The organism is Streptomyces sp. NPDC030820, assembly GCF_055572075.1.
In genome coordinates this window covers 374711-396655 of the sequence record NZ_JBVIEB010000010.1, presented here as the reverse complement: position 1 = coordinate 396655, position 21945 = coordinate 374711, and the positions used below count along the sequence as shown (strand labels likewise).

22 protein-coding genes are annotated in these 21945 nt (G+C 71.0%); 10 read left to right on the top strand and 12 right to left on the bottom strand.

What is annotated here, in order from left to right; genetic code table 11:
* Positions 1 to 433: 433 nt before the first annotated feature.
* Positions 434 to 1084 carry a DNA-3-methyladenine glycosylase gene (locus ACZ418_RS28295; RefSeq protein ID WP_468368323.1) on the bottom strand — a complete coding sequence of 217 codons (651 nt, stop codon included), beginning with the start codon at positions 1082 to 1084 and terminating at the stop codon, positions 434 to 436.
* A 99-nt stretch (positions 1085 to 1183) separates the two neighbouring features.
* On the opposite strand from ACZ418_RS28295, the gene ACZ418_RS28290 reads away from it, so the two are divergent.
* From ACZ418_RS28290 to ACZ418_RS28280, 3 genes are all read left to right on the top strand, one after another.
* Complete coding sequence (locus tag ACZ418_RS28290) at positions 1184 to 1966, top strand: sporulation protein (protein WP_468368320.1); 783 nt, start codon at positions 1184 to 1186, stop codon at positions 1964 to 1966.
* 45 nt (positions 1967 to 2011) lie between these two features.
* Positions 2012 to 2551, top strand: a complete 540-nt coding sequence (locus ACZ418_RS28285; RefSeq protein ID WP_450984970.1) for a YbhB/YbcL family Raf kinase inhibitor-like protein — start codon at positions 2012 to 2014, stop codon at positions 2549 to 2551.
* 168 nt (positions 2552 to 2719) lie between these two features.
* On the top strand, positions 2720 to 3226 hold the full coding sequence (locus tag ACZ418_RS28280) for an HNH endonuclease (protein ID WP_468368317.1): 507 nt from the start codon (positions 2720 to 2722) through the stop codon (positions 3224 to 3226).
* Positions 3227 to 3295: 69 nt separating this feature from the next.
* On the opposite strand, the gene ACZ418_RS28275 is transcribed toward ACZ418_RS28280, so the two are convergent.
* The 3 genes from ACZ418_RS28275 to ACZ418_RS28265 all read right to left on the bottom strand — a co-directional run bounded on the left by ACZ418_RS28275 (position 3296) and on the right by ACZ418_RS28265 (position 5694).
* Positions 3296 to 4261: an SPFH domain-containing protein gene (locus tag ACZ418_RS28275; protein ID WP_468368314.1), complete on the bottom strand. Its 966-nt coding sequence runs from the start codon at positions 4259 to 4261 to the stop codon at positions 3296 to 3298.
* A gap of 111 nt (positions 4262 to 4372) precedes the next feature.
* Positions 4373 to 4804, bottom strand: coding sequence for an NfeD family protein (locus tag ACZ418_RS28270; protein ID WP_468368312.1), 432 nt, complete (start codon positions 4802 to 4804; stop codon positions 4373 to 4375).
* Positions 4805 to 4902: 98 nt separating this feature from the next.
* Entirely contained in the window at positions 4903 to 5694 is a 792-nt protein-coding gene (locus ACZ418_RS28265; protein WP_208901649.1) for an ABC transporter ATP-binding protein, read from the bottom strand.
* Between the two features lie 150 nt (positions 5695 to 5844).
* Between ACZ418_RS28265 and ACZ418_RS28260 the strand changes: the two genes are divergently transcribed.
* Complete coding sequence (locus tag ACZ418_RS28260) at positions 5845 to 6633, top strand: hypothetical protein (protein ID WP_468368309.1); 789 nt, start codon at positions 5845 to 5847, stop codon at positions 6631 to 6633.
* An 87-nt stretch (positions 6634 to 6720) separates the two neighbouring features.
* Here ACZ418_RS28260 and ACZ418_RS28255 read toward each other — a convergent pair whose 3' ends face one another.
* The 3 genes from ACZ418_RS28255 to ACZ418_RS28245 form a co-directional block, all read right to left on the bottom strand.
* Positions 6721 to 6966, bottom strand: a complete 246-nt coding sequence (locus ACZ418_RS28255) for a chaplin family protein (protein ID WP_468368306.1) — start codon at positions 6964 to 6966, stop codon at positions 6721 to 6723.
* 171 nt (positions 6967 to 7137) lie between these two features.
* On the bottom strand, positions 7138 to 7779 hold the full coding sequence (locus ACZ418_RS28250) for a response regulator transcription factor (RefSeq protein WP_351209562.1): 642 nt from the start codon (positions 7777 to 7779) through the stop codon (positions 7138 to 7140).
* The gene (locus ACZ418_RS28245) at positions 7772 to 8917 is read right to left on the bottom strand and encodes a GAF domain-containing sensor histidine kinase (RefSeq protein ID WP_468368303.1); all 1146 of its coding nucleotides are present in this window, start codon (positions 8915 to 8917) and stop codon (positions 7772 to 7774) included. The genes ACZ418_RS28250 and ACZ418_RS28245 overlap by 8 nt, the downstream gene beginning before the upstream one ends.
* A gap of 227 nt (positions 8918 to 9144) precedes the next feature.
* Between ACZ418_RS28245 and ACZ418_RS28240 the strand changes: the two genes are divergently transcribed.
* The 3 genes from ACZ418_RS28240 (at position 9145) to ACZ418_RS28230 (ending at position 12011) form a co-directional block, all read left to right on the top strand.
* The gene (locus ACZ418_RS28240) at positions 9145 to 9840 is read left to right on the top strand and encodes an SDR family NAD(P)-dependent oxidoreductase (RefSeq protein WP_468368300.1); all 696 of its coding nucleotides are present in this window, start codon (positions 9145 to 9147) and stop codon (positions 9838 to 9840) included.
* Entirely contained in the window at positions 9837 to 10955 is a 1119-nt protein-coding gene (locus ACZ418_RS28235; protein WP_468368297.1) for an S-adenosylmethionine:tRNA ribosyltransferase-isomerase, read from the top strand. Before ACZ418_RS28240 ends, ACZ418_RS28235 begins: the two co-directional genes overlap by 4 nt.
* A gap of 300 nt (positions 10956 to 11255) precedes the next feature.
* Positions 11256 to 12011: a transglycosylase SLT domain-containing protein gene (locus ACZ418_RS28230; RefSeq protein ID WP_468368294.1), complete on the top strand. Its 756-nt coding sequence runs from the start codon at positions 11256 to 11258 to the stop codon at positions 12009 to 12011.
* An 83-nt stretch (positions 12012 to 12094) separates the two neighbouring features.
* Here the strand turns inward: ACZ418_RS28230 and ACZ418_RS28225 are convergent, their stop codons facing one another.
* Entirely contained in the window at positions 12095 to 14683 is a 2589-nt protein-coding gene (locus tag ACZ418_RS28225) for an ABC transporter ATP-binding protein/permease (RefSeq protein WP_468368290.1), read from the bottom strand.
* A gap of 241 nt (positions 14684 to 14924) precedes the next feature.
* Between ACZ418_RS28225 and ACZ418_RS28220 the strand changes: the two genes are divergently transcribed.
* A complete protein-coding gene (locus ACZ418_RS28220; protein WP_468368287.1) occupies positions 14925 to 16706 on the top strand; it encodes a streptophobe family protein in 1782 nt (593 codons plus the stop codon).
* Between the two features lie 206 nt (positions 16707 to 16912).
* Positions 16913 to 18136, top strand: coding sequence for a phosphoserine phosphatase SerB (gene serB, locus ACZ418_RS28215; protein WP_468368284.1), 1224 nt, complete (start codon positions 16913 to 16915; stop codon positions 18134 to 18136).
* Positions 18137 to 18199: 63 nt separating this feature from the next.
* On the opposite strand, the gene ACZ418_RS28210 is transcribed toward serB, so the two are convergent.
* From ACZ418_RS28210 to ACZ418_RS28195, 4 genes are all read right to left on the bottom strand, one after another.
* Complete coding sequence (locus tag ACZ418_RS28210; RefSeq protein ID WP_468368281.1) at positions 18200 to 18718, bottom strand: SixA phosphatase family protein; 519 nt, start codon at positions 18716 to 18718, stop codon at positions 18200 to 18202.
* 78 nt (positions 18719 to 18796) lie between these two features.
* Positions 18797 to 19003, bottom strand: a complete 207-nt coding sequence (locus ACZ418_RS28205) for a hypothetical protein (RefSeq protein WP_468368278.1) — start codon at positions 19001 to 19003, stop codon at positions 18797 to 18799.
* Between the two features lie 183 nt (positions 19004 to 19186).
* Entirely contained in the window at positions 19187 to 19306 is a 120-nt protein-coding gene (locus ACZ418_RS28200) for an SGM_5486 family transporter-associated protein (RefSeq protein ID WP_279617406.1), read from the bottom strand.
* A 480-nt stretch (positions 19307 to 19786) separates the two neighbouring features.
* A complete protein-coding gene (locus ACZ418_RS28195; protein ID WP_468368275.1) occupies positions 19787 to 21157 on the bottom strand; it encodes a CynX/NimT family MFS transporter in 1371 nt (456 codons plus the stop codon).
* A gap of 94 nt (positions 21158 to 21251) precedes the next feature.
* On the opposite strand from ACZ418_RS28195, the gene ACZ418_RS28190 reads away from it, so the two are divergent.
* On the top strand, positions 21252 to 21944 hold the full coding sequence (locus ACZ418_RS28190) for a FadR/GntR family transcriptional regulator (RefSeq protein ID WP_468368273.1): 693 nt from the start codon (positions 21252 to 21254) through the stop codon (positions 21942 to 21944).
* Position 21945 lies beyond the last annotated feature (1 nt).

Below are 21945 nucleotides of genomic sequence, written 5' to 3'. Positions count from 1 at the left end.
TCAAAGGAACCTCGACCATCGGAATGTTCCGACGGACGGGGTATCAACATATCTGGCGTTGATTTTTGGCACGCTGTTGAGTTCTCAAGGAACGGTCGCTTCCTTTGTACTCACCCTCTCGGGCTTTCCTCCGGGCGCTTCCCTTCGGTGTTTCCGACTCTATCAGATCTTTTCTCGATCCGATTCCCTGTCGGCGGGATGTCCTCGGGGCTTTCGGCTTTCGCCGTCCGCCCTTTCGACATTCACTACGTTAGCTCATTCTCTCGGCGACTCATAATCGAGTCTCGCGAGTTCGAATTCGGGCACGCGGGCGCGCCAAAATCGACCCCGCTGAGGGGTTGTAGCTGAGTAGTGGGTTGGCCGCTCCGGCTGCAGGCGATCGCCGTACCCGGTTCAGCGGCTCGGGATACATTACGCACCTTCGTGGGGCACGTCAACTTCGGCGCCGCCTGGGGACGTGTGCCCGATAGGGGCTCACCGTCGGGTCGTCCGCCACCCAGTAACGCCAGGGATGGATGTCGCCGTTCCCGCCTTCGCCGGCGACTCCGGTGCGGGGTCCGCTTCGTACCTGGTCAGCGGCCACCGGCGTACCGGTGAGCATCCGCAGCGGGGTCTCGCCGGAGGCGCACGCGTCCGTGCCGTCCAGGGCGCGGTCGACTTCCAGGGCCGTCGCCAGGCGGGCCGGGCCTTTGGCCAGTTCCTTGTCGTTCCGGGCCGAAACTCGCCGTTTGCGGGCCAACTCGACGCCGTCGACGACCTCGCCGGCGCGGAGCAGGACGGCACTCGCCCGGCCCTCGGGACCGCAGACGAGGTTCATGCAGTGCCACATGCCGTAGGTGAAGTAGACGTACACGTGTCCGGGGGGACCGAACATCACCTCGTTGCGGGCGGTGCGGCCACGGTAGGCGTGTGAGCCGGGGTCGTTCGGGCCGTCGTACGCCTCGACCTCCGTGAGGCGGACGGCGATCGGGCCGTCGGGGGTCGTACGCACCAGGATGCGGCCGAGGAGGTCCGGTGCCACCTCCAGGACCGGGCGGTCGAAGAACTCTCTGGGCAGTGGCGTACGGTCCGGGGGCGCGATCATGCCCTCCGAGGGTAGTGCAGACGGGGCAGCCGCTCGGCGGAACCAGGTGCGGGCGGATCGCGTTTGTAGGGGCGAGGTCCGTTCGTAAAGGGAGAGTCAATGGCGTTCAGGAAGCTGCTCGCGAGCCTCGGGGCCGGCGGGGCCTCGGTCGAGACGGTGCTGACCGAGGTCAATGTGGTGCCGGGCGGTGTCGTCCAGGGTGAGGTGCGGATCCAGGGTGGGTCCGTGAACCAGGACATCGAGGGGTTGTCGGTCGGTCTGCAGGCCAAGGTCGAGGTGGAGAGCGGCGACGAGGAGTACAAGCAGAACATCGAGTTCACCAAGGTGCGGCTCGGTGGTGCCTTCGAACTGCAGGCGGGTGCGGTGCACGCGGTGCCGTTCGGTCTGGAGATCCCCTGGGAGACGCCGGTCACGATGATCGACGGGCAGGCGCTGCGCGGGATGCACATCGGGGTGACGACCGAGCTGGCGATCGCGCGGGCCGTGGACTCCGGCGACCTGGACCCGATCAACGTCCACCCGTTGCCGGCGCAGAAGGCCATCCTGGACGCCTTCATCCAGCTGGGCTTCCGCTTCAAGAACGCGGACATGGAGCGCGGCCACATCCGGGGCACGCGGCAGCGGCTGCCCTTCTACCAGGAGATCGAGTTCCACCCGCCGTCGCAGTACCGGGGCCTGAACCAGGTCGAGCTGAGCTTCGTGGCCGACGAGCACGCGATGGACGTCGTGCTGGAGATGGACAAGAAGCCGGGTCTGTTCAGCGAGGGTTCGGACACCTACCGGTCCTTCCAGGTGGGTCTGAACGACTGGATGGGGACCGACTGGGCGGCTTATCTGAACCAGTGGCTGTCCGAGGTCGGCAGCAAGCGCAACTGGTTCTAGGCTCGGGGACTGCTGGTTCCAGATCATCGATCAGGAGGTACCGAGGTGACCGAGCTCAAGCGGCGGCCGCTCCCCCATGACTTCCATCCGCCCGTGCCGTCGTTCACGGTGACGAGCGCGGACATCGAGGAGGGGGCGACGCTCAAGAGCGACCAGGTGCACGCGGAGGGCAACACGTCGCCGCATCTGCGCTGGGAGGGTTTCCCCGCGGAGACCAAGAGCTTCGCCGTGACGTGCTACGACCCCGACGCGCCGACCGGCAGCGGGTTCTGGCACTGGGTCCTGTTCGACATCCCGGCCTCCGTGACGGAGCTGCCGGCGGGTGCGGGCAGCGGCAAGTTCGAGGGCCTGCCCGAGGGCGCGGTGCATGTGCGCAACGACTACGGGACGAAGGACTTCGGTGGCGCCGCGCCGCCGCCCGGGGACGGGCCGCACCGGTACGTCTTCACGGTGTACGCGGTGGACCAGGAGAAGCTCGGTCCGGATGCCGACGTCTCTCCGGCCGTCGTCGGCTTCAATCTGCGTTTCCACACCCTCGCCCGTGCCCAGCTCATCGGTGAGTACGAGAACCCGGCGCAGGGCTGACCGCACAGTACGGATTCAGCCGAGCGTTCACTGAACGTTTGCCCGCCTCCGGTCTTGGAAGTGATCGGAGGCGGGCATTTTTTATTGCGTTGTCCATCTCGGCGCGCCCGTCCAGAGTTGATCCAAGCCCGCCGGGGGGTGGGCAGATGCGCACGGGAGGTGGGCTGGATGCGGGACACGCTGGTGCTGAACGCGAGCTTCGAGCCGCTGTCGACGGTGACGTTGAATCGAGCCGTCGTTCTGGTGCTCCAGGACAAGGCCGTCGTGGAGCAGGCCCATCCCGAACTGCGTATGCGCGGTGCCGATGTGGACATACCCGCGCCCCGGGTGATCAGGCTGTGCAGGTATGTACGGGTGCCGTTCCGAAGACAAGCCCCGTGGTCGAGGCGGGGTGTGCTGGTCCGGGACCGGCACCGGTGCGCGTACTGCGGGCGCAGGGCCACGACGGTGGACCATGTGGTGCCGCGGGCGCAGGGTGGGCAGGACACGTGGCTGAACACGGTTGCCGCGTGTGCGGAGGACAATCACCGGAAGGCCAACCGGACTCCTGAGGAGGCGGGTATGGCTTTGCTGCGTCAGCCATTTGAGCCGACACCAGCTGATGCGATGCTCTTGGCTCTGGGCACCGAGGAGTTCGAGGCTCTGCCTGAGTGGTTGGCTCGGGATGCTGCCTGACCGTGTTTGATCGCGCAGTTCCCCGCGCCCCTGGAGGGGCGCGGTGGGAACCGGCGTTGTCCAGAACTCCTAGTCGATGTTCGGCTTCTCGCGGCGCTCCGCGCTCGGGCCGTTGTTCTGTGCGGGCACGTTGGCTCCGCCGTTGCCCTGGCCGCCGCCCAGGGGGCCGAAGTTGCCCATGGCGCCGGAGAGGCCCTTGAGGGCGTCGCCGATTTCGCTGGGGACGATCCAGAGCTTGTTGGCGTCGCCCTCGGCGATCTTCGGGAGCATCTGCAGGTACTGGTAGGACAGGAGCTTCTGGTCGGGGTCGCCGGCGTGGATCGCCTCGAAGACCGTGCGGACCGCCTGGGCCTCGCCCTCGGCGCGCAGGGCCGCGGCCCTGGCCTCACCCTCGGCGCGCAGGATCTGGGACTGCTTCTCGCCCTCGGCGGTGAGGATGGCGGCCTGGCGCGTACCTTCGGCCGTCAGGATCGCGGCGCGCTTGTCACGGTCGGCGCGCATCTGCTTCTCCATCGAGTCCTGGATGGAGGTGGGCGGTTCGATGGCCTTCAGTTCCACGCGGTTGACGCGGATGCCCCATTTGCCCGTCGCCTCGTCGAGGACGCCGCGCAGGGCGGCGTTGATCTCCTCGCGGGAGGTCAGGGTCCGTTCGAGGTCCATGCCGCCGATGATGTTGCGGAGGGTGGTGACCGTCAGCTGCTCGATGGCCTGGATGTAGCTGGCGACCTCGTAGGTGGCCGCGCGGGCGTCGGTCACCTGGTAGTAGATGACCGTGTCGATGTTGACCACCAGGTTGTCCTGGGTGATCACCGGCTGCGGCGGGAAGGGTACGACCTGTTCGCGCAGGTCGATGCGGTTGCGGATGGTGTCGATGAACGGGACCACGATGTTCAGGCCCGCGTTCAGGGTGCGTGTGTAGCGGCCGAAGCGCTCGACGATGGCGGCGCTGGCCTGTGGGATGACCTGGATGGTCTTGATCAGGGCGATGAAGACCAACACCACCAGAATGACCAGGACGATGATGACCGGTTCCATCGTGTTCCCCGTACCCCTCTCCGCCTCGGCGCCTTCGGCAGATCTCGTGGTTGCAGAAGATCTTGCTGGTCGAGTCTGACAGACCATCGCCCAACTCGTGGGCATGATGCCTCAGATGACGATGGCGGTGGCCCCTTCGATCTCCACGACGTCCACCTCCTGGCCCACTTCGTAGGCACGGTCGGTGTCGAGGGCACGGGCCGACCAGACCTCCCCGGCGAGCTTGATGCGGCCGCCGGAGCCGTCGACGCGTTCCAGGACGACCGCCTGCTTGCCCTTCAGGGCGTCGACACCGGTGGCGAGTCCGGGGAGTTGTCTGCTGTGCCGGGTCGCGATGGGGCGGACGACGGCGATGAGCGCGACGGAGACGACGACGAACACGAGGACCTGGACCACGGCGTCCAGGCCGAGACCCGCGGCGACGGCGGCCGCGATGGCTCCCACCGCGAGCATGCCGAACTCCGGCATGGCGGTGACGACGAGCGGGATTCCGAGCGCTGCCGCGCCGACGAGCCACCACACCCATGCGTCGATGTCGTTCACACGGTCATGGTAGGGCCGGGGTCGAGCGGCGGACAGGGCGCGAAAGGGAGCGGGGTGTGAGGCCTCAGGAAGGGCTCAGGAAGGCCTCGGGTGAAGGGTCAGGACAGGGGCAGGCCCTGAGCCGTCCAGCGGTCGCCGACCTGCTCGACGACGAGCGGCAGGCCGAAGCAGAGGGAGAGGTTGCGGGAGCTCAGTTCCAGCTCGATCGGGCCGGCGGCGAGGACCTTGCCCTGGCGGATCATCAGGACGTGGGTGAAGCCGGGGGCGATCTCCTCGACGTGGTGCGTGACCATGATCATCGAGGGGGCGATGGGGTCGCGGGCGAGCCGGCCGAGGCGGCGGACCAGGTCCTCGCGGCCGCCGAGGTCGAGGCCGGCGGCGGGCTCGTCCAGCAGGAGCAGCTCGGGGTCGGTCATCAGGGCGCGGGCGATCAGGGTGCGCTTGCGCTCGCCCTCGGAGAGGGTGCCGAAGCGGCGGTCGAGGTAGTCGCTCATGCCGAGGCGGTCGAGGAAGGCACGGGCGCGCTGCTCGTCGACCTCGTCGTACTCCTCCTGCCAGTGGGCGGTCATGCCGTACGCGGCCGTCAGCACCGTCTCCAGGACCGTCTGGCGCTTGGGGAGCTTCTCGGCCATGGCGATGCCGGCCACGCCGATGCGGGGGCGCAGCTCGAAGACGTCGACCTTGCCGAGGGTGTCGCCGAGGATGGTCGCGGTGCCCTTGCTGGGGAAGAGGTAGCTGGAGGCGACGTTCAGGAGGGTGGTCTTGCCGGCGCCGTTGGGCCCGAGGATGACCCAGCGCTCGCCCTCCTTCACCGACCAGGAGACCTGGTCCACCAGAGCCCGGCCCTCGCGGACCACGGATACGTCCTGAAGCTCCAGAACATCGCTCATGAGCGCGTTGTCTCCCCTTGCAGTGTGGCCGGTCTCGGCTGTCGCGTACGCCTGTGGCTCGGTCCGCCGCGCCTGTGGGCGCAGCCCTTATGAAATCTACGCCACGAGTGCCCCGCTCCATTCCATCGGTCCGGTCCTTAGGGTGGGAGCATGCTCACGGAACCGCGTTCAGGACGCCTTGCCGCTTGGGGAAATGCCCTTTTGGCCGGACTTGTCTCTCCGGATGACGCCGCGCTCGCCATCGTGGGTGGGGACACCGTGCACCGGGTGGCGGGACTGCCCGGGGAGTCCGCGCAGGTCGGGCTCACGCTGGCGCTGGGGCGGCTGCGGACGCTGGGGGCGACCGGGCTGCGGGTCGCGTTGCCGGCGCCGGGGCATCCGCTGGGGCTGAGCGGTCCGCCCGAGTTCAATGCGCGGGCGCTGGAGGCCGAGGAGGCGGTGGTCTGCCACGGCGCCGCGTTCGGGCTGGTGCCTCAGGTGTACGAGGCGGGGCCGGAGGGCGATGTGCATGCCGAGGTGGTCTGGCATGTGCTGCCGGTGCGGGAGGCGCCGCCCGCCGATGTGCCGTCGCTGGGCGAGGCCGAGCGGGAGCTGGCGGAGGCGCTGCGCGAGGCGACCGAGGTGCTGTCGAAGCTGGACGTCGCCGGGTCGGGTCCGGTGGCGGAGGCGGCGATCGACGCGTACCGGACGCGGGCCGAGCGCGGGCGAGAGGTGCTGGCGCCGGGGTACCCACCGCGTGCGGTACGGGTGTTGGAGCTGGCTCAACGGGTCGCGCTGCTGGTGTCGCTGGCGTACGCCAACGGGCACGGGGGCGCGGTCAGCTCCAGCGAGATGGCGGCGCGGGCGGAGGCGTTGCGGCCGGTGGAGCGGACGGCTCGGCGGGCGCAGGTGGCGGCGTACAACTCCATCGTGGAGGAGCGGGAGCGGGGAGCCCGGTAACCGGACGGTGGGGGCGCCGGCACCGGACGACACATGGCAGGCCTCCCGATGGGCACCGGGAGGCCTGTGGTCGGTGTCGGCCGGACCTCAGTGGTTGAGGCCGAGGTTGCCGAAGGCCGGGTTCAGCACGCCGATGACGTTCACGCTGTTGCCGACCACGTTCACCGGGACGTCCACCGGGACCTGGACGACGTTGCCCGAACCGACGCCCGGGGAGCCGTGGGCCTCGCCGCCGGCCCAGCTGCCGGTCGTGGCGGAGGCCATGCCCGCACCGGCGGCCAAGAGGCCACCGGCCACCATCGTCACAGCCGCGGCCTTCTTCAGGTTCTTCACTTTCAACCCCTCCTAGGCGGTCACCGCGGCGGTTCGCCGCGGCACGCACTGGAGAACGGCGGAGATCGCCGGAGGATGCGCCATCCCGGTGACATTCCCACGACGGTATGAATCTCAGTCCGGAGCGGAACCCTCCGTGTTGCCGTGGGTCAACACCCCGGGCATGGCGTTTCAGCCGGTCACGCCGTGTCGCACGGCCCACAGCGCGGCCTGGGTGCGGTCCGCGAGGTCGAGTTTCATCAGGATGTTGGAGACATGCGTCTTGACGGTCTTCTCGGACAGCACGAGGGCGCGGGCGATCTCGCGGTTGGAGCGGCCGTCCGCGATCAGGCCGAGCACCTCGCGCTCCCGGTCGGTGAGCGAACCACCTCTGCTCTGGCCGGAGTTGGCCTCCTCCTGGGAGAGCAGGGCCCCGGCCACCTCGGGCTGGAGCAGGATGTGGCCGGCGTGCACGGAGCGGATCGCGCCGGCGAGGGCGTCGGGATCCACGTCCTTGTAGACGTATCCGGCGGCGCCCGCGCGCAGGGCCGGTACGACCGTGCGCTGCTCGGTGAAGCTGGTGACGACGAGCACGCGCGCGGGGTTGTCGAGTTCGCGCAGCCGGCGCAGGGCCTCGACGCCGTCCATGCCCGGCATCTTGACGTCCATCAGGACGACGTCCGGCCGCAGTTCCTCGGCGCGGGCGACTCCCTCGGCGCCGTCGGCGGCCTCGCCGACGACCTCGATGTCGTCCTGCACCTCCAGGAAGGTGCGCAGGCCCCGGCGGACGACCTGGTGGTCGTCGACGAGCAGCACTCTGATTGCGTCAGCCACCGGGGACCTCCATCTCGATCGTGGTGCCCTTGCCGGACACCGACTCCACGGTCAGCGTGCCGCCGACCCCGCTCGCGCGGTCCCGCATCGAGACCAGGCCCAGATGCCGTCCGGCGCGGCGGACGGCCTTCGGGTCGAAGCCGCCGCCGTCGTCGGTGACGCGCAGCACGGCCCCGCCGCCGCGCCGCTGCACGCTCACGTCGACGTGTTCGGCGCCGGAGTGGCGCAGTGCGTTGTGCAGGGCTTCCTGGGCGACCCTGAGCAGGGCTTCCTCCTGGGCGGCGGGCAGGGCGCGGAAGCCGTTGCTGGTGAAGGTCACGCGCGCGGTGTGGGCGCGGTCGAGGACCTGGGTCTGGGTGCGCAGGGTGGCGATCAGGCCGTCCTCGTCCAGGGCGGCGGGGCGCAACTCCACGACGGCGGCGCGCAGTTCGTCGGCGGCTTCGGCGGCGAGCGCGGCGACCTGGTGGAGTTCGCCCTTGGCGCGGGCGGGGTCGCGGTCGACGAGGGCGGCCGCGGCCTGCGCGGTCAGGCGCAGGGAGAAGAGCTTCTGGCTGACCGCGTCGTGCAGTTCATGGGCGAGGCGGGAGCGTTCCTCGGCGATGGTGAGTTCGCGGCTGCGTTCGTACAGCCGGGCGTTGGTGAGGGCGATGGCGGCGTGCTGGGCGAGGATGGAGAGCAGCTCCTGGTCCTCTTCTGTGAAGCCACAACTTCCTTCCGGCTTGGGGCAGTTCTTGTTCGCGAGGAAGAGCGCGCCGATGACCTCGTCGCCGTCACGGATGGGCAGGCCGAGGAAGTCGGCCAGGTCCGGGTGCGCGGCCGGCCAGCCCTCGAAGCGGGGGTCCTTGCGCACGTCGGCGAGGCGCTCCGCCTTCGCCTCGTGCAGCATCGCGGCGAGGATGCCGTGCTGGCGAGGGAGCGGGCCGATGGCGCGCCACTGCTCGTCGCTGACGCCGTCGACGACGAACTGGGCGAAGCCGCCGTGGTCGTCGGGGACGCCGAGGGCGGCGTACTGGGCGTCGAGCAGCTCGCGGGCGGAGGCGACGATCGTCTTGAGGACGTCGCGCACCTCCAGATGCCTGCTCATGGCCAGCAGCGCGGAACTGACCGCTGCCAGGCCGGACCGGGGGCGGTGACTCATGTCCTCACGGTACCGGCGGAGTGTGACAGGCGGATCGGCCCTGTGGCGGCGGGGCCCGGTCCGCTGGTCCTAGGCCGGCCGGTCTAGGTCCCGGGGCCCCGGACGTGCGGTGTACGCCGAAGGGCCCTGCGGTTTGCGGCCCGCGTCCGAGGCGGCCGGGACGGCGCCGTTCCTACGGTGTGATCACCGCTCGGCGAAGGGCGGTGAGCGACGAGGGGACGGTAGTCATGCCGGTTGCGATCATCACGGGGGCTTCGAAGGGCCTGGGGCGGGCGCTCGGAGCGGCGCTGGCCGCGCGAGGCTGGGATCTGGTGCTGGACGCCCGGGGCGCCGAGGCCCTCAAGGAGGCGGCGGAGGGCGTCGCCGGGTACGGCACGCGCGTGGAGGCGCTGGCCGGGGATGTGACGGATGCCGGGCACCGGGCCGCGCTGGTGGCGGCCGCGCGCCGGCTGGGCGGGGTCGACCTGCTGGTCAGCAATGCGAGCGCGCTGGGTGCCGAGCCGCTGGTACGGCTTGCCGAGCTGCCCCTGGAGGGGCTGCGGCGGGCGCTGGAGGTGAACGTGGTGGCCGCGCTGGGCCTGGTCCGTGAGGCGCTGCCGCTGCTGCGGGAGTCGCCGGGCGGGACGGTGGTCGCGGTCAGCTCGGACGCGGCGGCCGAGGCGTACGAGGCCTGGGGCGGCTACGGCGCCTCGAAGGCCGCCCTGGACCAGCTGGCGGCGGTGCTGGGCGTGGAGGAGCCCGGTCTGCGGGTGTGGGCGGTGGATCCCGGGGACATGGCGACGGAGCTGTACGCGGCGGCCGTACCCGAGGACGACGATCCGCGTCCGGCGCCGGACACGGTCGTACCGGCGTTCCTGCGGCTGCTCGACGAGCGGCCGGCCAGCGGGCGGTACGCGGCGCCGGCGCTGCTGGAGCGGCGATGAGGACCGGCATGGGGGTCCCCCCGCTCGAGCGAAGTCGAGAGTGGGGGAGGGTGCCGGAGGGGCTGTCCGCGCGCGTGCCCGCCGAGCAGCGGGGTCCGGGGCTGGGCCGGGACGCCGTACGGCTGCTGGTGTCGCGCGGTGAAGAGGTGACGCATCACGCCTTCCCGGAGCTGCCGCTGCTGCTGCGGGCCGGGGACCTGCTGGTGGTGAACACCTCGCCCACGCTGGCCGCGGCGGTGGACGGGCGGATCGGGCACGCGCGCGTGGTGGTGCATTTCTCCACGCGCGGGGACGACGGCCGGTGGGCGGTGGAGCTGCGGGAATCGGACGGGCGAGGTACCACGCACGCGCGTACGGGCACGCGTGCGGGTACGGAGGTGGTGCTGCCGGGGTCGGGGCGGCTGGTGCTTCAGGAGCCGCTGAGCCCGCGCGGGGAACGGCTGTGGTGGGCCCGGGCGGACGGGGACGTCCTCGGGATGCTGCGCGTGCACGGGCGGCCGATTCGCTACTCCTATACAGAGGGGGAGCAGCCGCTGTCGGCGTACCAGACGGTGTTCGCGCTGCCGTCGCCGGACGGGTCGGGCAGTGCGGAGATGCCGAGTGCGGCGCGCCCCTTCACCGCGGCCCTGGTGGCGGAGCTGGTGAGCCGGGGGGTGCAGTTCGCGCCGATCACGCTGCACACGGGGGTGGCGTCGGCGGAGGCGCACGAGCCGCCGTATCCGGAGCGGTTCGCGGTGCCGGAGACATCGGCGCGGTCGATCAACGCCGCGAGGGCGGGCGACGGCAGGGTGATCGCCGTGGGTACGACCGCCGTGCGGGCCGTGGAGTCGGCGGCGGGGACGGACGGGGTGGTGCGGGCGGCCGGGGGGTGGACGGACCTGGTCGTGACGCCCGAGCGCGGGGTGCGGGTGGTGGACGGGCTGCTGACCGGGCTGCACGAGCCGGAGGCCTCGCACCTGCTGATGCTGGAGGCGGTCGCGGGGCAGGCCGCGGTCGACCGTGCCTACGAGGAGGCGCTGCGGGGGCTCTACCTGTGGCACGAGTTCGGCGACGTGCATCTCATCCTCCCGGCGGAGACCCCTCACACAGAGCATTGCGATGGCAACTCCTGGTGAAACTGCCACGTCTCCGATGTGAGCCCGCACATAGGGTCCAGATCACGTACGAAGAGACATAGGAGATAAAGCATCCCCGCATGAACGGGACAGATGGTCCAGTCTGTCCCGTTTTGCCGTTCGGCGATCCACTAGGGAGGATCGTAGGGCACATCTTTGCCAGGGAATTTTGCGCCAGCTAAGAATTGCTTCCGTCGCTCAGCGCCGTGGGTCACCGGCCCGCGGCGTTCGTGTGGGAGGAGCCGATTCCCCCGGCGGACGCAGGAGCGACCTCCGCGCTATCGAAGAGGTCCATCAGCCATGCCCAAGAACATCCTCAACCGTGCTCATAGTGCCCTGACCAAACAGCACAAGATCGCCGTCCTCGGCGTCGCCGCTCTGGGCACCGCCGCCATCGCCGTCTCGGCCGTCCCGAGCAGCGCCGACACCGTCACCACCGGCGCGCCGGCCACGGCCGCCCAGGTCGCCACCAGCACGGCGCTGAAGAACGTCAAGGGCACGGTCACCGACCAGCTCGCCCCCGAGACGGTCAAGCTGGACGCGTTCGCCGCGCAGAAGAAGGCCGCCGACGAGGCCGCCGCCGCCAAGCAGCGCGCCGAGGCCGCGAAGAAGGCCGCCGCGCAGAAGGCCGCCGCCGACGCCGCCAAGAAGGCCGCGCAGGACCGCGCCGCCAACGAGGCCGCCAGCCGCTCCGCCCAGCGGATCGACATGCAGCCGGTCGCCGCGAAGACGTACGCCAACAACCTCGACGGCTGGATCCGTCAGGCGCTGGACATCATGAAGCAGCACGGCATCCCGGGCTCCTACAGCGGTCTGCACCGCAACATCATGCGTGAGTCCTCGGGCAACCCGATGGCCATCAACAACTGGGACATCAACGCCCAGAACGGCATCCCGTCCAAGGGTCTGCTCCAGGTCATCGACCCGACCTTCCGGGCCTACCACGTGTCCGGCACGTCGTGGAACATCTACGACCCGGTCGCCAACATCACGGCCGCCTGCAACTACGCGGCGCACCGGTACGGCTCGATGGACAACGTCAACAGCGCGTACTGAGGCCTGGCGCGGACCTCGGACACGTGACGCCGAAGGGCGGCACCCCATCGCGGGGTGCCGCCCTTCGCGTCGTACCGGCACGGTTACTTGCGCATGACCTCCGGCTCATGGCGACGCAGGAAGCGGGCCACGAAGAAGCCGCAGACCACGCCGAGCACGATCAGCGCGACCATGTCCAGCGTCCAGGCCCCGGCCGTGTGGTTCCACAGCGGATCGGTGCTGCCGGGGTCGTCGGTGTTCGGGGCGATGTTGTTGAAGTCCAGCGTGGCGCCGGCCGCGGCCACCGCCCAGCGCGACGGCATCAGGTACGAGAACTCGTTGACGCCGAGCGTGCCGTGCAGGGTGAAGAGGCAGCCGGTGAAGACGACCTGGATGATCGCGAACATCACGAGCAGCGGCATGGTCTTCTCGGCGGTCTTCACCAGCGAGGAGATCACCAGGCCGACCATCATCGAGGTGAAGCCGAGCGCCATGATCGGCACGCACAGCTCGAACAGGGTGGAACCGCCGAGCACGACACCCTGGTCCGGGATCTCACGGCTGGAGAAGCCGATCACACCGACCATCAGGCCCTGCAGCACCGTGACGGCGCCGAGCACGACCACCTTGGACATCAGGTACGCCGACCTGGACAGGCCGGTCGCACGCTCCCGCTCGTAGATCACCCGTTCCTTGATCAGCTCACGCACGGAGTTCGCGGCGCCCGCGAAGCACGCGCCGACCGCGAGGATCAGCAGCACGGTGGTGGCGGTGCCGTTGGGTATGTGCGTGCCGGTCCTCGGGTTGATCGCCGCGTTGACCAGCAGGCCCCTCTTGTGGTCGATCAGCAGGCTGACCGCGCCGAGCACCGCCGGCAGGATCACCGTCAGCGCCAGGAAACCCTTGTCGGACACGATGACCGACACATAGCGCCGGATCAGGGTCATCAGCTGCGAACCCCAGCCCTGTGGCTTGGGCGGCTTCATGGCCTGCGGCGGAGGCATGTGTACGGCCTGCGGGGCGACCGAGTCCACGTCCGCGGCGTACATCTGGTAGTGCTGCGAGCCCTTCCAGCGGCCCGCCCAGTCGTAGTCGCGGTAGTTCTCGAAGGCGGAGAAGACATCGGCCCAGCTGTCGTAGCCGAAGAAGTTCAGCGCCTCCTCGGGCGGGCCGAAGTAGGCGACCGCGCCGCCCGGCGCCATCACCAGCAGCTTGTCGCACAGCGCGAGCTCGGCCACCGAGTGGGTGACCACGAGGACCGTACGGCCGTCGTCGGCGAGGCCGCGCAGCAGCTGCATGACATCGCGGTCCATGCCCGGGTCGAGACCGGAGGTCGGCTCGTCCAGGAAGATCAGCGACGGCTTGGTGAGCAGCTCCAGGGCCACCGAGACACGCTTGCGCTGGCCACCGGAGAGGGAGGTGACCTTCTTGTCCTTGTGGATGTCGAGCTTGAGCTCGCGCAGCACCTCGTCGATGCGGGCCTCGCGCTCGGCGGCGGTGGTGTCGGCCGGGAAGCGCAGCTTGGCCGCGTACTTCAGGGCCTTCTTGACGGTCAGCTCCTTGTGCAGGATGTCGTCCTGCGGGACCAGACCGATGCGCTGGCGCAGCTCGGCGAACTGCTTGTACAGGTTGCGGTTGTCGTACAGGACCTCGCCCTGGTTGGCGGGCCGGTAGCCGGTGAGCGCCTTGAGCAGGGTCGACTTGCCCGAGCCGGACGGGCCGATGACCGCGATCAGGGACTTCTCCGGGACACCGAAGGAGACGTCCTTCAGGATCTGCTTGCCGCCGTCGACCGTGACGGTCAGATGGCGCGCGGAGAAGGAGACCTCGCCGGTGTCGACGAACTCCTCGAGCCGGTCGCCGACGATCCGGAAGGTGGAGTGGCCGACGCCGACGATGTCGGCCGGGCCCAGCTGCACCGAGCCGCCCTTGGGGATCGGCTGGCCGTTGACATAGGTGCCGTTGTGCGAGCCGAGGTCGCGGATCTCCAGCCGGCCGTCCGGCGTGGCGTGGAACTCCGCGTGGTGCCGGGAGACCTGGAGGTCGGAGACGACCAGGTCGTTCTCCAGGGCACGGCCGATGCGCATCACCCGGCCGACGGCGAACTGGTGGAACGTGGTCGGGCTGCGGTCGCCGTAGACCGGCGGCGCCCCCGCGTCACCACCGGGCGTCTTCTGCACGTACTGATCCGCGGGCCCCGCCTGCTGCGGGAACGCGGGCGCCTGCTGCTGCCAGCCCTGCTGCGGGGCCTGCGCTCCCGCGGCCGCCTGGTGCGGTACGGCCTGCTGCGGGGCCGGTGCCTGCGGCTGCGCGGCCTGTTGCGAGGCGGGTGCCTGCTGGGCCCAGCCCGGCGCTCCGGCGCCCTGCGCGGCGTACGGCGCCGACTGCTGCTGACCGGCCGCGGCACCCGACAGGTTCAACCGCGGTCCGTCGGTCGCGTTGCCGAGGTGCAGCGACGCGCCCGGCCCGATCTCCATCTGCTGGATCCGCCGGCCCTGCACGAACGTGCCGTTGGTGCTGCCATGGTCCTCGATGACCCAACTGCGGCCGTTGAAGCTGACCGTGGCGTGCCGCCAGGACACCCTGGCGTCGTCGAAGACGATGTCACCCTGCGGATCGCGGCCGAGGGTGTAGGGCCTGGACGGGTCCAACGTCCAGGTCCGTCCGTTTGATTCCAGTACGAGTTCCGGCACTCCATGCCCCACTGAGTTGTCCCCCGAATTACCCCCATCACAGGGAGTCTAGGGATGTCGAACATCGGGGGGAACTATTTCAGGCCCGGCCCGCTGACCGAAACCCGGGCCTTGTCAACGGGCGCCCGCGCACGCTTCAACTCGCCCCGTTGACGGGGTTGAAACCGGGCCGGAGAGTGGTAATCCCGGCGAGGGGGACAAGCGCGGCTCCGGTGCCGCGCCGCGGATCGGGGGGTGTGCCATGAGGTCTGCCACGAGCACCGAGACCGCGCCGCGTGCCACGACGGTGCCCTGGAAGGACGTCCTGCTGTCCGCGATCGCCGCGGCGAGCTGGGCGTTGATCGGCATGGCGGGTACGGCCGCGCTCGGTCTGCATCTGCTGAAGGCGGACGCGGCCGGCTCACTCGGCCCCATGACGGCGGCAGTTGTGGCGCTGGGGGTGGGTGGCTCGGTCACGCCGTCGGGCGATGTGTCCGCCTTCGGACTGAAAGGCGCCGCGGCCCACACCGCCATCGAGATCACGCCACTCGGGGTGAGCCTGGCCGGTGCCCTGCTGCTGTCATGGTTCTTCCTACGGTCCCTGCGCACGGCCGGAGTTGTCGTCGCACCCGCCGAACTCCTCGCCCGCGCGGGCACGGTGGTCGCGCTCTTCGTCGCACTGCTGGGCGGTCTCGGCTGGGCGGGTCACGACGTCGTCACCATCGACGGCGGCTCGCTCGGGCTGGACAGGCTGCCGGGCACGGGCGGCAAGGGAGGCGGCGGACTGAGCATCCCCGGCCTCGGCGATGTGGGCGGACTGCTGCCGGACCGGATCGGCGACCTCGTCCATGCCAAGGCCGCGGTCGGCTTCACCGTGGACACGACGGCCACGCTGCTCGGCGGCGCGCTCTGGTGTGCCGGCGTCCTGCTGATCGCCCTGCTCGCCTCCCGGCGCGCTCCCCTGCCACCGGGCTGGTCCGTCGTACACCGGGCGGTACGGCCGGCGGTCTCGGCGCTCGTCACCGTGCTGCTGGTGGCCGTGGCGGCGGGGCTCGCGGCGGCGGCGTACGCGGCGATCGGCGACGACCATCCCGGGCGGATCGCCGGGGCGGCCCTGCTCGGCGCGCCGAACGGGGTCTGGCTCGGCCTCCCCCTCGGTCTCTTCGTCCCCTGGGACGGCCACGCCTCGGGCATCCTCGGCAGGTCCCTCCCCCATCCGCTGGACCGGCTCCTCGGTGCGGGCACCGATCAGCCCGTGACACTGGGCCGGCTCGCCGACCTGGACCGCCGGGTATGGCTGCTGGCCCTGGCCGCGGCCCTGGCGATGCTGCTGGCCGGCGTCCTGACGGCGGTCCGCACGCCGGTGGTACGGCAGGCCGACAGCGCCCTCGGTTTCGCCGCGCGGTGCGGACTGCGCCTCGGCATCACCACCGCCCTCGCCCTGCCCCTGCTCGCCTGGCTGACGGGCGTGTCCGTCACCTCGTCCCTGTCCGTGCTCGGCTTCGACGCCTTCGACGCCGGCCTCGAACTGCACGGCCGCCTCGGCCTGGCCCTGCTCCTCGGCGCGGCGTGGGGCGCGGGCGCCGGGGCGATCGGGGCCCTGACGGCTTGGGCGACGGGGGCGGCAGGGGGGCGGGCGGCTTGGGCGGCGCGCGGGGTGCCGGGGGGCGGGGCGGGTGCGGCAGAGGCCGCGCCGTACGGTGGGCCCGGTGACGGTCGTTCCGGACGCGGCGACGGTGTCGGGCCGTATGCGCCGAGCGCGCCGTACCGGCCGCCGAACCCGGACACGAATCCGTATCTCCAGGTGCCGAAGGACCTTCAGGTGCCGCAGGACCTGCGCGAGGAGCCACCGGGCGCCGGGCCGACGTCCGCCGGGGACGACATGTACGGCGCTCCGACCATCGCCCGCCCACTCGACTCCGCTCCCCCGCCGGCCCGGCGCCGTCCCCCGGCACGGCGAGGTGATCGCTCGCAGGGTCCCGACGGTACCGAATGGCCACCGCCGCCCCCTCCGCCGCCGGGGAAGCCGAAGCGTCGGGGGTGAGCCGGCCGGGGCGTGCACAAGCGCACGTCCTGCCCGTCGGGGCATCTCGTGGCACAGTCGTGGTGAAGCCGGGGATCGCCGCGTGGGGGCGGGCGGTGTCTCCCGGCGGCAAGATCCCTGACACCGGCGCGACATCCATTGTTCCGTGTCCGTCAGTCGGACCTCGACGGCGTACGGCACTGGGTGCCGGATACGGTGGTGACACCATGAGCGCTTTGCAGACCTCCGCTGAACAGACCCCCGAGGTCCCCACCCTCCTCGTCAAGATCTTCGGCAAGGACCGGCCGGGCATCACGGCGGGTCTCTTCGACACCCTCGCCGCCTACCTCGTCGACGTGGTCGACATCGAGCAGGTCGTCACCCGGGGCCGGCTGGTGCTGTGCGCGCTGGTGACGCAGCCGCCGGCCGGCCTGGAGGGCGATCTGAGGGCCACCGTGCACAGCTGGGCCGAGTCGATGAAGATGCAGGCGGAGATCATCTCGGGGCACGGTGACAACCGGCCGCGTGGCCTCGGGCGTTCGCTGGTGACCGTCCTCGGCCATCCGCTGACCGCCGAGTCGACGGCCGCCATCGCCGACCGGATCGCGAAGGCCGGCGGCAACATCGACCGTATCTTCCGGCTCGCAAAGTACCCGGTGACGGCAGTGGAGTTCGCGGTCTCCGGCGTGGAGACCGAGCCGCTGCGCACGGCCCTGGTCACGGACGCGGCGGCACTGGGTGTCGATGTCGCGGTCGTCGCGGCGGGTCTGCACCGGCGCGCTCAGCGCCTGGTGGTCATGGACGTGGACTCCACGCTGATCCAGGACGAGGTCATCGAGCTGTTCGCGGCGCACGCCGGCTGCGAGGACAAGGTCGCCGAGGTCACGGCGGCGGCGATGCGCGGGGAGCTGGACTTCGAGCAGTCGCTGCACGCGCGCGTGGCGCTGCTGAGGGGGCTGGACGCCTCCGTGGTGGAGAAGGTGCGCAACGAGGTCCGGCTGACGCCGGGCGCCCGCACCCTGATCCGCACGCTGAAGCGGCTCGGCTACCAGGTCGGGGTCGTCTCCGGTGGCTTCACCCAGGTCACGGACGATCTGAAGGAACGGTTGGGCCTGGATTTCGCGCAGGCCAACACGCTGGAGATCGTCGACGGCAAGCTCACCGGCCGGGTCACCGGCGAGATCGTGGACCGCGCGGGCAAGGCCCGGCTGCTGCGCCGGTTCGCCGCGGAGGCCGGGGTGCCGCTGTCGCAGACGGTGGCGATCGGCGACGGCGCCAACGACCTGGACATGCTGAACGCGGCCGGTCTGGGCGTCGCCTTCAACGCCAAGCCGGTGGTCCGCGAGGCGGCGCACACGGCGGTGAACTTCCCCTTCCTCGACACGGTCCTGTATCTGCTGGGCGTCACCCGCGAAGAGGTCGAGGCGGCCGATACGCACGACGAGGGCTGAGCAGGCCTGAATGCGTGAGGGCCCGGCACCTGTGCGGTGCCGGGCCCTCGCGCTTGGGTGGGGTCACTCGGCGGGCGCCCAGTAGTCCGTGAGCGTGGCCACGCCCGGCTCCAGGCTCTTCCAGGGGCCGTCGAAGGACAGCAGCGCGAAACCGGCGGCCGGGAAACCACGGCGGTTCATCCGGTCGCGGGCGTCGCCCTCGGCCGTGCCGGACAGGATGTCGGCCAGGCCGTGGACGCCCGGGTTGTGGCCGATCAGGATCAGGTTCCGCACGTCGTCCGGAGTCTCGTTCAGCACGGCGATCAGTTCGCCGGGCGAGGCCTCGTAGACCCGCTCCTCGTAGACGGTCTTCGGCCGGTGCGCCAGTTCGTGGACGGCGAGCTTCCAGGTCTCGCGGGTCCGGTTGGCGGTGGAGCACAGGGCGAGATCGAAGGTGATGCCGGTGTCGGCCAGCTTGCGTCCGGCGACCGCGGCGTCCTTGCGGCCGCGCTCTGCGAGCGGGCGCTCGTGGTCGGACACCTGGGGCCAGTCGGCTTTGGCATGCCGGAGGAGGACGATACTGCGAGGTTCTGCGGCGCTCATGGGACCCAGCTTCGCATGAAACAGGCCATGGGGCGCAGGTAGTTGACATGCGGATTCACCGCGTACGGAGGCTCCTGGTCAGCGCGTGAGGAGCTGCTGGGCGCGCTCGAAGAGGTGCGTGATCGCCGGGTCGCCGCTCGCCGCGTGGGCGTCCGACGGGTTCAGTATCAGCGCCAGCAGTGCGATGAAGGCGAGCGCGGGGAGGACGAGGGCCCACCAGGGCAGCCGGATGTCGACGCCGCCCGTGGTCGCCGGGTGGGGCCGGGAGTGGGTGCGGGCCGGCATGATCGCCTCCGTGGGTCTTCGAGCGGGTCCGTGACCGTGTCGTGCGGTCACATCTCGAAGCTACGGAATCCGGGGCGGCCAACCCATCCGGACTTCCACCCAGTCGACCCTGACCCTTTCCCCCTAGGGGATGGTGGAGCTAACCCCACCATCCGCCGGAAGAGGCGGGCCGGGACGCGGCCGTCACGGGGAGGCGAGGGTCGCGATGACGGCGATGATCACGAAGATGGCGAAGAACGAGCCGAAGACGATCAGCATCTTCTTCTGGCCGTTCTGCGGGTTCGGGTCGAGCACAGGCTGCATGCGCCCAGTCTCGCACCCTCCGCTCCGCGGGGGTCGGCCGGGGCGCACAGTCGCCTCGCAGGCAGCGCCGGGCACGGTTCATCCCTCGGCCGTCCCGCACCGGTCCACCGCAGACCGACGGAGCCATCTGCACGGGGCCCGCCCCGGTCACCGTCCGCGAGGGTCAGCGCATCGCCGCTCCGGACCTGCCTGGAGACTCAGCGCACCGCTCCTCGGCCTTGGCCGAAGGCTCAGCGCATCGCCTCTCCGAACCGGCCCGGCGAGTAATGCCTCGCGCCCTCCAGCCAGAGCCGCCCTGCCCAGCGCGTCAACCCCGGCCCAGCCCCACGGCACGCCGCTCAGCGCAGCGCCCCCTCTCCGAGCCCAGCGGAAAAGGCAGCGACACACGCCATCCGACCCCACCCACCGCGCTCAGCGCATCGCCCCCGCGAGCCCCAGCCACGCCGGTCAGCGCATCGCGCGCCCGCGGCCCGTCCCAGGTCAGCGTGTGGTTGCCTCGTCCTCCACCGTGCGGTTGCGGCCCGCCAGGAAGCCCACCAGCATCTGCGGCAGCATCAGGCCCGTCATCAGGGCGATCGGCAGGCCCCAGCCGCCGCTCTGCTGGTAGAGCACGCCGACCAGCAGCGGGCCGGGGATGGAGATCAGATAGCCGGTGCTCTGCGCGAACGCGGACAGCTGGGCCACGCCAGGCCCGCTCCGGGCCCGCATGCCGACCATTGTCAGGGCCAGCGGGAAGGCGCAGTTGGAGACGCCGAGCAGCAGCGCCCAGGCCCAGGCTCCGGCGGCCGGCGCGAAGTACAGGCCCGCGTATCCGGCGAGCCCGCACACGCCCAGGACCAGCACGATCGGCCCCTGGTGGGGCAGCCGGGTGGCGACCCGCGGGATGACGAAGGCCAGCGGCACGCCCATCACCATGGTGACGGCGAGCAGCACGCCCGCGGTGCCGGCCGGGACGCCGGCGTCGCGGAAGATCTGCGGCATCCAGCCCATGGTGATGTAGGCGGCGGTGGCCTGGAGGCCGAAGAAGGCGGCGAGCGCCCAGGCGGTGCGGCTGCGGGTGATGCGCAGCGGCGCGTGCTGTGCCGCCGCCCCCACCTGCCGTTCTCCCGCACGGCGTACCTCCCCCCGCTGCTCCGCGCGCTCCCGCTGACCCGCCCGCGCGGTCGCGCCCTCGCCGCCACGCTCCCGTACGAGCGGCAGCCAGGGCAGGACGGCGGCGCCCGCGAGGGCGGCCCACACGGCGAGGCCGGACTGCCAGCTGCCGCCGAGGGCGTCGGTCAGGGGCACGGTCACCGCGGCGGCGAGGGAGGTGCCGAGGGCGAGGGCCATCGAGTACAGGCCGGTCATGGAGCCGACCCGGTCGGGGAACCAGCGCTTGACGATGACCGGCATGAGCACGTTGCTGACGGCGATGCCCATCAGGGCGAGCGCGCTGGCGGCCAGGAACCCGGCCGTGTTGCCGACGAACGGCCGTATCAGCAGGCCGGCGGTGATGGCGGCCATGCCGGCGCACACCACGGCGGCCGGACCGAAGCGGCGGGCCAGCCGGGGTGCGGTGATGCCGAAGACCGCGAAGCAGAGCGGGGGCACGGAGGTGAGCACGCCGGCCACGCTCCCGCTCATGCCGAGCCCGTCGCGGACCTCCTCCAGGAGCGCGCCGAGGCTCGTGATGGCCGGGCGGAGGTTCACCGCGGACAGGACGATGCCGACGACGACCAGGCGGGTCGCCCACGCGCGCGTGCGGTGGGCGTCGGGGGTCGTCTCGGGGGTGCTCGTCGGGGCGGCCGTTCCGCGTTCGGTCGGTGCCATCGCCGTACGGGTCTCCACTGTCCGGGTTTCCTCACGCGCCATGAGACCCATCATAGAATCATGGGATGATTGGTTGTCCATTGGGTATTCCGGCCCCGGGGCGCCCCCGTCCGGGCCTCGCGTGCGAAGGTGTGCCATGCCCCTGAGCCACCCGCGCCGTTCGGCGCTGTCCGAGCAGGTCATCGCCGAACTGCGCAACCAGATCACCTCCGGCGAGTGGCCGGTCGGCTCGCGCATCCCGACCGAGCCGGAACTGGTCGAGCAGCTCGGCGTCGCCCGCAACACCGTCCGCGAGGCCGTCCGCGCGCTCGCCCACAACGGGCTGCTGGACATCCGGCAGGGCTCGGGCACCTATGTGGTGGCGACGAGCGAGCTGGCCGGCGTGATGCACCGGCGGTTCGCCGACGCCGATCCCCGGCACATCGCCGAGCTGCGCGCCGCGCTGGAGTCGGCCGCGGCGAAGCTGGCCGCCGAGCGGCGCACCGAGAAGGACCTCAAGCAGCTGGACACGCTGCTGGACCGGCGCGAGGCGGCCTGGGAGACCGGGGAGGCGGAGGCCTTCGTGGCCGCCGACGCCACCTTCCACCTGGCCGTCGTGGCCGCCTCGCACAACGACGTGATCACCGCCATGTACGCCGATCTGGGCGAGGTGCTGCGGGACTGGCTGCGCGCGGACGTGGGCGCGGAGCTGACTCCGGAGACGTACATGGACCACACGCGTCTGGTGGACGCGATCCGCGCCGGGGACGCGGAGGCGGCGGCGGCCGAGGCCGCGAGCTATCCGTTCCTGTGCCGCCCGGGCCGGTTCAACGCATCTTCCGGTGACTGAA

Coding starts and splice junctions, on each gene's coding strand:
- ACZ418_RS28295 (WP_468368323.1), bottom strand. CDS start 1,084: ATGATCGCGCCCCCGGACCGTACGCCACTGCCCAGAGAGTTCTTCGAC.
- ACZ418_RS28290 (WP_468368320.1), top strand. CDS start 1,184: ATGGCGTTCAGGAAGCTGCTCGCGAGCCTCGGGGCCGGCGGGGCCTCG.
- ACZ418_RS28280 (WP_468368317.1), top strand. CDS start 2,720: ATGCGGGACACGCTGGTGCTGAACGCGAGCTTCGAGCCGCTGTCGACG.
- ACZ418_RS28275 (WP_468368314.1), bottom strand. CDS start 4,261: ATGGAACCGGTCATCATCGTCCTGGTCATTCTGGTGGTGTTGGTCTTC.
- ACZ418_RS28265 (WP_208901649.1), bottom strand. CDS start 5,694: ATGAGCGATGTTCTGGAGCTTCAGGACGTATCCGTGGTCCGCGAGGGC.
- ACZ418_RS28260 (WP_468368309.1), top strand. CDS start 5,845: ATGCTCACGGAACCGCGTTCAGGACGCCTTGCCGCTTGGGGAAATGCC.
- ACZ418_RS28245 (WP_468368303.1), bottom strand. CDS start 8,917: ATGAGTCACCGCCCCCGGTCCGGCCTGGCAGCGGTCAGTTCCGCGCTG.
- ACZ418_RS28240 (WP_468368300.1), top strand. CDS start 9,145: ATGCCGGTTGCGATCATCACGGGGGCTTCGAAGGGCCTGGGGCGGGCG.
- ACZ418_RS28235 (WP_468368297.1), top strand. CDS start 9,837: ATGAGGACCGGCATGGGGGTCCCCCCGCTCGAGCGAAGTCGAGAGTGG.
- ACZ418_RS28230 (WP_468368294.1), top strand. CDS start 11,256: ATGCCCAAGAACATCCTCAACCGTGCTCATAGTGCCCTGACCAAACAG.
- ACZ418_RS28220 (WP_468368287.1), top strand. CDS start 14,925: ATGAGGTCTGCCACGAGCACCGAGACCGCGCCGCGTGCCACGACGGTG.
- serB (WP_468368284.1), top strand. CDS start 16,913: ATGAGCGCTTTGCAGACCTCCGCTGAACAGACCCCCGAGGTCCCCACC.
- ACZ418_RS28210 (WP_468368281.1), bottom strand. CDS start 18,718: ATGAGCGCCGCAGAACCTCGCAGTATCGTCCTCCTCCGGCATGCCAAA.
- ACZ418_RS28205 (WP_468368278.1), bottom strand. CDS start 19,003: ATGCCGGCCCGCACCCACTCCCGGCCCCACCCGGCGACCACGGGCGGC.
- ACZ418_RS28200 (WP_279617406.1), bottom strand. CDS start 19,306: ATGCAGCCTGTGCTCGACCCGAACCCGCAGAACGGCCAGAAGAAGATG.
- ACZ418_RS28195 (WP_468368275.1), bottom strand. CDS start 21,157: ATGGCGCGTGAGGAAACCCGGACAGTGGAGACCCGTACGGCGATGGCA.
- ACZ418_RS28190 (WP_468368273.1), top strand. CDS start 21,252: ATGCCCCTGAGCCACCCGCGCCGTTCGGCGCTGTCCGAGCAGGTCATC.